Raw genomic sequence first — 11,335 nt, forward strand, 5'->3', positions numbered from 1 at the left:
AGTTTCGCAGAAACTCGAGCCCAGTCAAGTACCAAGGTCGGCACTACACGCGCTTTTCCAGGCGATCTCAATAATCCGGTTCGGATAATCAGCGGGTTAACAATTCAAAATATTTGATCTCTGTGAAAATCAAGGTTGAGTTGCGGAAGTCGGGCTACCGTACGTGCCATCAGCTCCCGGATCGACCTCGCCAGCCTGGCAGAAGACCATAGTCACGATAACAGCGGTGTTGCCGCCACCGCGCTGTTCAACCCTACGAGCGACTATCTGTTCGTCGCGCTCGAAGCCAGTCGTGAGGTGGCGGTGATCGACCCTTACAGCCATCATGAGCTCATGCGCTTCAATGTCGGTCGCGCACCGCAAGGCTTGGCACTGTCGTCCGACGGATCGACTCTGTATGTCCAAAACTTCATGGATCGCACGGTCGGTGTTTACGACATCGAGACCATGGTCCAGACGGGCGAAATTCGGGTGGGGCTCATCAAGACCTACAGCAGCGTGGCCGTGGAAAATCTGCCGGCGCAGGTGTTGGTCGGAAAGCGGCTTTTCTACGATGCCCGTGACCCGCGTCTGGCGCGAGACCGTTATATCAGTTGCGCCGCTTGCCATAATGACGGCGGACACGACGGCCGGGTCTGGGATCTGACCGGATTCGGCGAAGGTCTTCGGAACACCATCAGCCCGCGTGGTTACGCCGGTACTGCGCTTGGGCGGTTGCACTGGAGCGGCAACTTCGACGAAGTCCAGGACTTCGAGCAACAGATCCGCGGTCTCGCGGGCGGCACCGGCTTGATGAACGACAGCGATTTCAATGCCGGGACCAGGTCTCAGCCCCTGGGCGATCCCAAGGCGGGGTCGAGTGCGGACTTGGATGCCTTGGCTGCCTATGTCGCCTCACTAAACACCTTCGCTCCGAGTCCGCATCGTAACGCCGACCGGACACTGACGGCCGACGCGGTGGCCGGCGGGACGGTATTTCAGATCAAGGATTGCGCGCAGTGCCACAGTGGCAGCAACCTGACGGACAGCGTTACGTCCAGCGATTCCCTGCACGACATCGGCACCCTAAAGCCCAGCAGCGGCAGGCGCCTGGGCGATACGCTCACCGGCATAGACACGCCGACTTTGCGCGGGGTATGGGCCGGTGCGCCGTACCTGCACGACGGCTCCGCCGCCACCTTGAGTGACGCCGTGTCCGCCCATGAGGGGATCACCGTCACGCCGTTCGAGCTGGATCGGCTGTCGAGCTATCTGCAGCAGTTGGAGGGTAGAACAGACTAACGAGACTTCGCTTCAGGCACGTGCATTTCCATCCTCTCGGACGTGGGGGCTCCCCTGCCTCGATTAGATTCAGCGCCTCGATGGGCTGCCGGTTGCGCTCCAGGCGGCGGGCTCAGCGTGCTCGACGACGAGCTGCGGGGCGCAGAGGCCCCCGTAGTCGCTGACCTCCAGTCGGTAGGCCAGCCGCAGGCTCTCTCCTTCCGCCGCCCACGCGGCGCCGTGCGCATTGAACGCCATGGCTTCCAGCGACCCCCCCGCCTCCCGCGCCCGCACTCGGAGCTTGAGATGGCGCTCGCCCACAGGCCGTGCGGCCAGGAGCTCGAACTCGCCGTCGAAGAGCGGTTCGGCGAACCCCTGTCCCCAGGGTCCGGCCCGCCGCAATGCCTCGGCGACCCCCAGCGTTAGCTCGGAGGGCTCGAGCGCGCCGTCGGTGTAGAGCACACCGGCCCGATCCTCTGGGGAGAGATGCCTGCTCGTCTCGTGATCGAATGCCGCGCGAAAAGCCTCGAGCTCCCCGCGTTGGACGCAGACGCCCGCGGCGGTGGCGTGGCCGCCGAAGCGCATGACGAGGGCGGGATGCCGGGCCGCGATGGTGGCCAGCACATCGCGGATGTGCAGCCCCGGGACCGAGCGGGCCGAGCCCCTGATGTCCTCACCCAGGCCCGGGGCAAAGGCGATCACCGGCCGATGAAAGCGGTCGCGGAGGCGCGCGGCCAGGATACCGACGACCCCCGGATGCCAGTCCTCCCGATAGACACACAGCGCTGCCGCGTCATCGATCACTGCGGCGGAAAGCGCGCCGAGGTGCTCTAATGCCTCTGCCTGCATACGCGCCTCGATCCCGCGTCGCTCGCGATTCAATCCATCGAGCCGCCCCGCCATCTCCAGTGCGCCGGCCGGATCGTCGCAGAGGAGACAAGCGATCCCGAGCGACATGTCCGCGAGTCGACCGGCGGCGTTGAGCCTGGGCCCCAGGGCGAAACCGAGGTCGCTGGCCGCGAGCCGCTCGCGCCGGCGCCCGGCGACCTCCAGCAAGGCCTGCACGCCCGCGCAGCCGCGGCCGGCACGGAGGCGCGCGAGGCCCTGGTGCACCAGGATGCGGTTGTTGTGGTCGAGTGGCACCACGTCGGCCACGGTCCCGAGTGCCACGAGGTCAAGCAGATCGGCGAGCCTCGGTTCGGGCCGCGCGGCGAAGCTGCCGCGGCCGCGCAGCTCGGCCCGTAGCGCGAGCAAGAGGTAGAACATGACCCCGACCCCGCACAGGTGCTTGCTGCCGAAACCATCGCCCGGCAGGTTCGGATCCACGATGGCGTCGGCCTCGGGCAACTGGGGCCCCGGCAGGTGATGGTCGGTGATGAGGACGCGCATCCCGGCGGCGCGCGCCGCGGCCACCCCTTCGAGGCTCGCGATGCCGTTATCGACGGTCACGAGCAGATCGGGTCGCTGGCGGGTGGCCACCGCGACGATCTGGGGCGTGAGCCCATAGCCGTATTCGAAGCGGTTGGGGACGAGGAAGCGCACGTCGGCCGCGCCGAGGGCTTCGAGTCCCCGGACCGCGACGGCGCAGGCGGTGGCGCCATCGGCGTCGAAGTCCGCGACGACGAGGATGCGGGCGCCTTCGTCGATCGCCTGTACGAGGAGAGCGACAGCCTTTGCTATCCCATGGAGGCCGTCGCAGGGCAAGAGGCGCGCAAGCGAGTAATCGACCTCGGCCGCGGAGCGCACGCCGCGTCCGGCATAGATCCGCGCGAGCACGGGATGGAGGCTCCCGAGGTCGGTGGCAGCGGCGATGGGGCGCCGGACGATGCGCCGTTCCGGCCCTATCAGGGAATAAGACTCCGCGGGCGGCACCCTCGGCGCCGGCCCACTCATTGGCGCGCCCCCTGGCCCTTGCTCGCTTGGCCGTAGAACAACTGCCCGATGAGCTGTTCCAGGACCACCGCCGACTGGGTCTGGGTGATCACCGCCCCGGCCTTCAGGAACTCTTCGCTGCCGCCCGGGGTGAGGCCCACGTACTGTTCCCCGAGCAGCCCGGCGGTGTAGATGTTGGCCCCGCTGTCGTCGGGGATGCGATCGTAGTGCTTATCGATGCGCATGATTACGATCGCGTCGTAGGCGTTCGAATCGAACTCAATGGCCGCGACGCGGCCTATCGCGACCCCCGCCATCTTGACCGGCGACCGCACCTTGAGTGCGCCGATGTTCTCGAACTCCGCGCGCAGCTCGTAGAACGCGTCGTTGCCGAGGCTCGCGAAGCTCAGGTTGCTGACCCGCATCGCGAGCACGAACAGGGCGGCGAGCCCCAGGGCGACGAACACGCCTACCGTGGTTTCTACGGCCTTCGATTGCAGCATCGAACCTCACCTCCCAAGCGGAATGGACCTTTTTCAGGTGATCAGTCGAACATGAGCGCCGTGAGCACGAAATCGAGCCCCAGTACCGCGAGGCTCGAATGCACCACGGTGCGGGTCGTGGCACGGCCGATGCCTGCGGCGGTCGGGAGCGTGTCGTAGCCCTCGAAGACGGCGATCCAGGTCACGACCGCGCCGAAGCAGACGCTTTTGATGACCCCGTTCAGCACGTCGTCGTGGAAATCCACCGCGGACTGCATCTGCGACCAGAACGCCCCTTCATCCACCCCGAGCAGCCCGACGCCGACGAAATAGCCCCCGTACACCCCCACGGCGCTGAAAATCGTCGCGAGCAGCGGCAGGGCCAGGACCCCGGCGAGCAAGCGTGGGGCGATCACTCGCCGCAAGGGGTCCACCGCCATCATCTCCATGGCCGCGAGCTGTTCGGTGGTCTTCATGAGCCCGATCTCGGCGGTCAGTGCCGAGCCCGCCCTTCCTGCGAACAAGAGGGCGCTGACGACCGGGCCGATCTCGCGCACCAAGGACAACGCCACCATGATCCCGAGTGAATTCGCGGCGCCAAAGTCGACCAGGGTATTGTAGCCCTGCAGCGCCAGCACCATCCCGACGAAGAGCCCGGAGACCACGGTGATGACGATGGACAGGACCCCGACGGCATACACCTGGTAGAGGAGCAGGCGCACCCGATACAGGGACTCGAGGACCCCAAGGAGCGTGTAGGCCAGGAACACATGGGCGCGTCCGAGGCGCTCGCAGAACCCGAGCGCCTTGCGTCCGAGCGCGCGCAGCGCCCCGATCATGTGCGGGTCCTCACGCCGCCGAGTCCGCGTGGAGGTCCTCGGCGTAATCGGCGGCCGGGTAGTGAAAATGCACCGGGCCGTCGGGCGATCCGTCCAAAAACTGCCGGACCCATTCCGAACGGGTCTCGGCGAGCGTCTGGGGCGTGCCCTGGCCGACTACCTTTCCGCCCGAGATGACGTACAGGTAGTCGCAGATCGAGGCGGTCTCCGCGACATCGTGCGAGACCACGATGCTGGTGACCCCGAGCGCCTCGTTCATGCGCCGTACGAGCCGCAGCAACACGCCCATGGAGATCGGGTCCTGGCCGGTGAATGGCTCATCGTAGAGGATCATCATGGGGTCCAGGGCGATGGCGCGGGCCAGCGCCACCCGCCGGGCCATACCGCCCGACAGCGCCGCGGGCATGAGGTCGCGGGCGCCGCGCAGCCCCACCGCCTCGAGCTTCATGAGCACGAGGGTGCGGATGAGGCGTTGGGGCAGATCGGTGTGCTCGCGGAGCGGAAAGGCCACGTTGTCGAAGACCGAGAGATCGGTCAGGAGCGCACCGCTCTGAAACAGCATCCCGATGCGCTTGCGCAGCGCCAACAGCGCGGCGCGCGACAGGCTAGGGACTTCCAGCCCGTCCACCACCACGCTCCCGGACCGGGGCCGGATCTGGCCGGAGATGATACGCAAGAGGGTGGTCTTGCCGCAGCCGCTCGGCCCCATGATGGCCACGACCTTGCCGCGCGGGATGTCGAGGTCCACATGGTCGAAGATGGCGCGCTCGCCATGGTGGAAGGAGAGGTCGCGGACGCGTACCAGCGGTTGCTCCCCAAGCGTCTCTTTCAAGCCTCCCCTCCTTTGTCACAAACGGCGTGATTCTCGGTAACTCGCACCCGAGCGTCAACCGAGTGGGCCGGGTGGCCGCCTGCGGCTCGCCACGCTATCCTAAGCGGATCCGGCTCTGGCGAACCGAGAGGAGACGACGCATGAACAAGAAGCTATGGCTGATCCCCGCGGCATTCATCGTAACACCCCTAGGTGCGGCGGAGGGCCTTGTCATCGAGATGCGCCACATCGACCGGGACGGCGTCGGGGCGGCCATCGGCACGGTCACGGCGACCGAGGGCCCCAGCGGCAGCCTGGAGCTGCGGCCGGCCTTGAGTGATCTACCCCCCGGGGCCCACGGTTTCCACGTACACGAGAACCCCAACTGTGGGCCCGGCGAGAAGGAGGGTGCCCCACAGGCCGGCATCGCGGCCGGAGAGCATTACGACCCCGCGGGTACCGGACGCCACGAGGGGCCGAGCGGCAGCGGGCATCTGGGCGATCTGCCGGTCCTGTCGGTCGGGCCGGACGGCAAGGCCAAGGGCACGGTCATGGCGACTCGGCTCAAGCTTGCGGCTCTCGCGGGTCGCGCGCTCATGATCCACGCGGGCGGCGACAACTTCTCCGACCAGCCGGAGAAGGGCGGGGGTGGCGGGGCGCGCATCGCCTGTGGCGTCGTGCCTGGGGCATCGTGAGCTAATGGCGGTGGTGACCGGGTCGGAGGAGGCGGCCGCGGCGCTCCCGGGCGCGGCCGATCCGCGCCTGCCCGCCCTCGCATCGTGGCCGGGTAGGGGGGAGTGGCTCAAGACCCTGCCGCTCTATCTCCTGCCGCAGCACCTCTGCTCGCGGCTCATGTACCTCGCCACGAGGGCGCGGTTCCGGCCCTGGAAGGACTGGCAGATCCGCTGGTTCGTCGCGCGCTATGGGGTCGATCTGGGCGCAGCGCAGACGTCGGAGAAGGCCGCCTATCCGCACTTCAACGCCTTCTTCATCCGCGCGCTCCGCCCCGGGGCGCGACCTGTGGCCGGAGACTCGGACGCGGTGTGCTCCCCGGTGGACGGCACCGCCTACCACGCTGGGGAGATCGCGGCCGGGCGCTTGTTTCAGGCCAAGGGCCGTGATTATACCCTGTCCGAGCTCCTGGCCTGCGACTCGGGATGGGTGCCGCGCTTCATGGCCGGAAGCTATACCACCCTATACCTTGCGCCCCGCGACTACCATCGCGTCCATATGCCCCTGGCGGGGCAGCTAAAACGGGCGATCTATGTGCCGGGGCGGCTGTTCGCCGTCAATCCACGCACCACGCGCGTCGTCCCGCGGCTCTATGCCCGCAACGAGCGCCTGGTGAGCCTGTTCGAGACCGAGGCCGGACCCATGGCCATCGTCATGGTCGGCGCCCTGTTCGTCGGGAACCTGGAAGCGGTCTTTCCGATCCCCCCCGCTGGCCCAGGCCTGCGGGTCATGGACTACGACCGGTCGGGCACCACGCCGGTGTGGCTGGAAAAAGGCGCCGAGATGGGGCGCTTCAACATGGGCTCGACCGTGATCATTCTGTTCGGCCCCGGCCTCGTCTCCTGGGCCCCGGCGCTCCTCGCACACCGGTCGGTGCGCATGGGCGAGTCGATCGGTACCTGGAGCCCGACCGGCTAGTCTTGACCCGGTTCCGCGGCCCCCGGTCCGCCCAACCCCGCTATTGCCGGACGTTTTCGTACGGCGCTTCGATGGACCAGTGCAGTTCGACCGAATCGAGCCGGAGCCACCCGCCCCGGCCCGAGGTTTCCACCCCCCCAATCCCCTCCCGGACGGCGGTAGATCTGCACCTCATCGCGTCCTGGGAGACCAGCACGTATTCGCGAAGTGCCGAGCTTACGATAGTGGAGCAGTTTCTCGCTGCTCCCCACCATCGCATGGACCCGGCCCGCCACGTACTCGTGCTTGAACGGGCTCCGCTTTTCTGCGGGTGAGCGCAGCGCGTCGGAGTGACGGATGCGTCGGGCCTGGCGGAACGCCTGCGGTGGTTAGAGTTACTCGCCCCCTCGATCCTCTCTATCGCCCCCGAGCCCGGCGAAGTCGAAGAGCCGGGGATCGACCAGGTGCGATGGGACGGCGTGCTGGAGGCCTCGGAAGATGGTTTCGATGCGCCCTGGCGAATCCTTGGCCCAGCTATGCAGCATGCGCTTGATCGCGACCCGGTGAAGGTTGGGCTGCGAGCCGCACAGCGTACAGGGGATGGTGTAGGAGTCCTTGCCGCCCGAGAGACAGACCACGACGCGATCGCCTCGATCATCCGGAAGTCCTGAACGGCCTCGCCGACATTGCGCCGAAGTCGTTTTTGGAGCTTGTGAGCATCGATCCGGTTTTTGGCGATCCGCTTCTTGGCGGTGAGCGGACTGTACAGGTCACCGGGATGGCGGGTCTCCGCTGCGCCCGATATCGCCGGCTGGTCGTTCGGGACACGATCGAGAAGTGCGGTCATGCGGTCATGTGCGTACGCCGGCAGGTCTCTAGGCATGAGGCCGGCCGATGACGAAGCGCCGCGCGGGGGGGGGGCCCAGCGGTGTGAGGATCGATTTCCTGGACGGCCGGGGCGCGTGAAACGCAGCCGCCGCTCCGTCACCATAGTATCTCACAACGATCCGGCCAGCGGTTGATGCCCCCGGGCCGAGCCAGTACGGTGCCCACGCAGCACGGAGCAGGAGTAGAATCGTCGTCCACCTCGGTGGACGCCCGGCGCCAGCCTGGCATCCGACCGTAGCCAGCACGGGCCACATGACAACCGCGATGGGCCTATGTCAGCCAAAAGCATCTCAAGGGCCTCACGGGCTGCGCCGCTAGCGGGACATCGCATCTACTTCTGAAGCGTGGGAGGAACGCGGATGACCATGGTCAGCTCGGACCTAGCACCGAGTCTCGCAGTCAATGTCCTGGAGTCCCTGCCCATCGGGATCTGGGTGGCCGACGACAACGGTATCATCACCTGGGCCAACCAGGCGCTCGGTACGCAGATCGGCGTGCCGCGCGATGCGCTCGTCGGCCGTTCATGTGAGGACATCCCGGCGAGCAAGGTATTGACGCTCTATCCGGTCGCAGAGGTCTACCACGTGCCGGGGGCGGCACTCGACACCGACCGCTGGTTGGAGTGCATCGTCGGAAGTGTGGCGATGACGGCGGGTAGGGCCGCGCGGGTCGGGTGTCTCTGGGACGTGACGCACTATGAACGCGCCAGGACCCGCCGGGGGTTGGTCCTTGGGGTTCAGGACCCCGCGAAGATCGATGGGGCTAGTGGCCTGTTCACCCGGAAGGCCGTCCTGGCTGCCCTGGTCGCGGAGGTCTCGAGGAGTCGGCGCTACGACAATCCCCTCGCGATCCTGGTCATACGGGTATGGCCGACGGGAGAGGGGCAGGCCGGGCACTCGGATGACCGGGTCGATTCCGTCGTGGTTCGGATAGCCGGGTTTCTCAAGGAGCGCCTGCGCTGGGTGGACATCACGGGGTGCTGGAACCGCCACAATATTCTGGCCGTTCTCCCCGAGACCGGTCTGGAGTCCGCGCAGGGCTTCATGCACAAGCTCCGCGAAGAGATGTCCCGTCACGGTCTGATTGATGCCGCGGTCGAGATCAGCCTGGGAGTCACCGCTTGGCGCAGGGGCGACGACGCGATGAGCCTGGTCGATCGCGTCGCCAAGCACATGGCCGTGAACACCGATCCGGGGACCTACTGCGTTGCCGTTTGATCCGCCTGAGAGTTGGTGAAAAAACCTGCTGCACTCGCGACAGTTTGTTCACAAACTCTGAGCGCTGGCGATGATCTCGAAGTCGTGCGTGATCTCGGCGGTCTTTCCCAGCATGATCGAGGCCGAGCAGTATTTCTCCGCCGACAGGGTGATAGCCCGTTCGACGTGGTCCTTCGACAAACCCTCGCCGCTCAAAACGAAATGAATGTGGATCCGGGTGAAGACCTGCGGGGCCGAGGGGGCGCGTTCCGCCGTGAGATCGACCTGGCAACTCGTGACCCGAACACGGGCCTTCCTGAGGATATGCACGACGTCGAAGGCCGTACACCCGCCGAGACCGAGGAGCAGCATCTCCATGGGCCGCACCGCCAGGTTGCGACCGCCCGCTTCCGGGGGACCATCCATCACCACCGAATGGCCGCTCCCCGATTCTCCCAGGAACAGCGCATCGTCTATCCACCGAACCGTGCCATTCATTCGTGTTTCCGAGCGGTTGTCGGGCCGAAGCTTACCACAGCCCTGACCCCGCGGTGCCGGCGCGCGAAACCGACCCTGCCGATGTCACCGTCATGACGCTCACCTCCACAGCGAAGTCGGATAAGGACGATCTTATCGCCAGTCTCATGCCGCACTGCCGCCTCACCCGTTACGCGGCGAGGGCGCCCATCATTGCCCGCGGGCAGCCGTCCAACGATCTCTTGTACGTCGTGAGCGGGTCCGTCACCGTTCTGCTCGAAGACGAGCATGGCCGCGAGATCGTCCTCGGCTATCTCAACGAGGGCGAGTTCTTCGGCGAGATCGGTTTGTTGACCGACAGTCCCAACAGAACGGCCTTCGTGCGCGCACGTAGCCCCTGCCAGGTGGCGCATATCGCCTATGCGCGTCTGAAGAGCCTGCCCGTGATCTTCCCGGACGTCATCTTCCTCATCGCCTGTCAGCTCGCGTCGCGATTGTTGAAGACCAACCGCAGGTTGAGAGATTTAGCGTTCATGGACGTGTCAGGACGGCTCGCACGTACGCTGCTGGACCTGTGCAAGGAACCCGATGCCATGACGCATCCGGACGGCATGCAGATCCGCGTCACCCGGCAGGAGCTCGGGCGCATCGTCGGCTGCTCGCGCGAAGTCGTGGGCCGGGTCCTGAAGTCGCTCGCCGAGCAGGACCTGATCTTCGTCAAGGGCAAGACCATCGTCGTGTACGGCGCCCGCTAGCTCGAACGCTGCCCGCGCGCAGGTGGTCATGCGGGTGTCGCTTGACATCGATAACATCCTTTCCCACAATCCACCGCTCTTCGCACCGGTGGTTGCCCGTCCTGCGGTGCCCGGGTGCCTGGCTATGTAGCTCAGCCGGTTAGAGCGCGGCACTCATAATGCTGAGGTCGGTGGTTCGAGTCCACCCATAGCCACCATAAATCAATGGCTTAGCTACGCTCTTCCAGCACTCGATTTTCCTTGCGGGACTTTTGCGGGACTTAAGCCCGCGCCGAACCCCTCAAGAGCACCAATCCTTGGCTTTGTGCGGGCCGTTCGGACACCCGCTCTGCCGCGTCCAAGAGTTCCGTGATCTCGGGTGCCGAGTAATGCGTCGTGATGTCTCCATTCTTGTGTCCCAAGAGGACCTTGCGAGTCTCAAGGGATACTCCGACAGATCGAAGTCTGCGGCCAAACGTGTGTTTGAGGTCATGTACACGGACGCGCTGGAAACCCTTTGGGCACGCGCCACCAATCTCCCCCTCATAGACCTCAGAGGCCTCTCGCCGCGCCTGGCGCCACGCCTTGTTATACATCCTTGAAAGGCGTCTTCCGTCATACGGAAACACCCAGATGCGGTCCTTACCGCGTTGCGCACCAACCACAGATCGCGCAGTCCGGTTGAGGACGATCAGCCGATCCTCCTTGTTCTTGGTGTTCAGCCCTGGAATCACGAATACTGTTGTCCCGAGTTCGGGGACTCGTTCTTCCCAGTCCCAGCGCAGCCCACATACCTCTTGTTCGCGTGTCCCTGTGTTGACCTTGAACAGCGCCATCGTGGCAAGGTAGGCTGGCAAGCTACGAAACAAGAGCACCTGCTCGTCCCACGACAAGGGATACGGGGGCCGTCGGTCTTCCCAATCCTGCAGCTGAATCATAGGAGGCGTTTCCAACCACGTTAACCCAAGTTCGTCCCGCCACATCCGCGCAGCGAGATTGAGAATCCTTCGGACGACGGCCAACGTCCTTCTATGAGGGCCCCGTTGTCAAGCCCCGGCGCTAGATTATTTTGATCTTTACTTAGCTATTTTTATTCTCACATGCCGAGATTGTCTCCGCCGGAGTTGTTCACGCTTTGTCCACGGAC

The 11,335-nt window shown here is 65.6% G+C and carries 11 protein-coding genes, 1 tRNA gene and 1 pseudogene; 6 read left to right on the forward strand and 7 right to left on the reverse strand.

Going from position 1 to position 11,335, the window contains the following annotated elements:
• The first annotated feature begins 135 nt into the window (after positions 1-135).
• Positions 136-1,281 carry a hypothetical protein gene (locus tag M3461_22600; protein ID MDQ3776936.1) on the forward strand — a complete coding sequence of 382 codons (1,146 nt, stop codon included), beginning with the start codon at positions 136-138 and terminating at the stop codon, positions 1,279-1,281.
• A 69-nt stretch (positions 1,282-1,350) separates the two neighbouring features.
• Here the strand turns inward: M3461_22600 and recJ are convergent, their stop codons facing one another.
• The 4 genes from recJ to M3461_22620 are packed head-to-tail and all read right to left on the reverse strand — an operon-like array spanning position 1,351 to position 5,285.
• Complete coding sequence (recJ, locus tag M3461_22605) at positions 1,351-3,153, reverse strand: single-stranded-DNA-specific exonuclease RecJ (GenBank protein MDQ3776937.1); 1,803 nt, start codon at positions 3,151-3,153, stop codon at positions 1,351-1,353.
• Positions 3,150-3,635: an outer membrane lipid asymmetry maintenance protein MlaD gene (gene mlaD, locus M3461_22610; protein ID MDQ3776938.1), complete on the reverse strand. Its 486-nt coding sequence runs from the start codon at positions 3,633-3,635 to the stop codon at positions 3,150-3,152. Before mlaD ends, recJ begins: the two co-directional genes overlap by 4 nt.
• A gap of 41 nt (positions 3,636-3,676) precedes the next feature.
• Complete coding sequence (gene mlaE / locus M3461_22615) at positions 3,677-4,453, reverse strand: lipid asymmetry maintenance ABC transporter permease subunit MlaE (GenBank protein ID MDQ3776939.1); 777 nt, start codon at positions 4,451-4,453, stop codon at positions 3,677-3,679.
• A 10-nt stretch (positions 4,454-4,463) separates the two neighbouring features.
• Positions 4,464-5,285, reverse strand: coding sequence for an ATP-binding cassette domain-containing protein (locus tag M3461_22620; protein ID MDQ3776940.1), 822 nt, complete (start codon positions 5,283-5,285; stop codon positions 4,464-4,466).
• A 140-nt stretch (positions 5,286-5,425) separates the two neighbouring features.
• Between M3461_22620 and sodC the strand changes: the two genes are divergently transcribed.
• Complete coding sequence (gene sodC / locus M3461_22625; GenBank protein ID MDQ3776941.1) at positions 5,426-5,959, forward strand: superoxide dismutase [Cu-Zn] SodC; 534 nt, start codon at positions 5,426-5,428, stop codon at positions 5,957-5,959.
• A gap of 115 nt (positions 5,960-6,074) precedes the next feature.
• The gene (gene asd, locus M3461_22630; protein MDQ3776942.1) at positions 6,075-6,914 is read left to right on the forward strand and encodes an archaetidylserine decarboxylase; all 840 of its coding nucleotides are present in this window, start codon (positions 6,075-6,077) and stop codon (positions 6,912-6,914) included.
• 407 nt (positions 6,915-7,321) lie between these two features.
• On the opposite strand, the pseudogene M3461_22635 reads toward asd, so the two are convergent.
• Positions 7,322-7,632 (reverse strand): annotated as a pseudogene (locus M3461_22635) (hypothetical protein).
• Positions 7,633-8,140: 508 nt separating this feature from the next.
• Here M3461_22635 and M3461_22640 point away from each other — a divergent pair.
• Positions 8,141-8,998, forward strand: a complete 858-nt coding sequence (locus M3461_22640) for a PAS domain-containing protein (protein MDQ3776943.1) — start codon at positions 8,141-8,143, stop codon at positions 8,996-8,998.
• Between the two features lie 48 nt (positions 8,999-9,046).
• On the opposite strand, the gene M3461_22645 is transcribed toward M3461_22640, so the two are convergent.
• A complete protein-coding gene (locus tag M3461_22645; GenBank protein ID MDQ3776944.1) occupies positions 9,047-9,475 on the reverse strand; it encodes an OsmC family protein in 429 nt (142 codons plus the stop codon).
• Positions 9,476-9,621: 146 nt separating this feature from the next.
• Here M3461_22645 and crp point away from each other — a divergent pair, with 146 nt between their 5' ends.
• Together crp and M3461_22655 are read left to right on the forward strand one after the other, a co-directional pair.
• Entirely contained in the window at positions 9,622-10,209 is a 588-nt protein-coding gene (gene crp / locus M3461_22650) for a cAMP-activated global transcriptional regulator CRP (protein MDQ3776945.1), read from the forward strand.
• A gap of 120 nt (positions 10,210-10,329) precedes the next feature.
• Positions 10,330-10,406: transfer RNA gene (locus M3461_22655), tRNA-Met, on the forward strand.
• A 63-nt stretch (positions 10,407-10,469) separates the two neighbouring features.
• Here the strand turns inward: M3461_22655 and M3461_22660 are convergent.
• Complete coding sequence (locus M3461_22660) at positions 10,470-11,024, reverse strand: tyrosine-type recombinase/integrase (protein MDQ3776946.1); 555 nt, start codon at positions 11,022-11,024, stop codon at positions 10,470-10,472.
• Positions 11,025-11,335: the final 311 nt, after the last annotated feature.

The organism is Pseudomonadota bacterium, assembly GCA_030860485.1.
In the GTDB taxonomy this organism is placed as follows: Bacteria; Pseudomonadota; Gammaproteobacteria; order JACCXJ01; family JACCXJ01; genus JACCXJ01.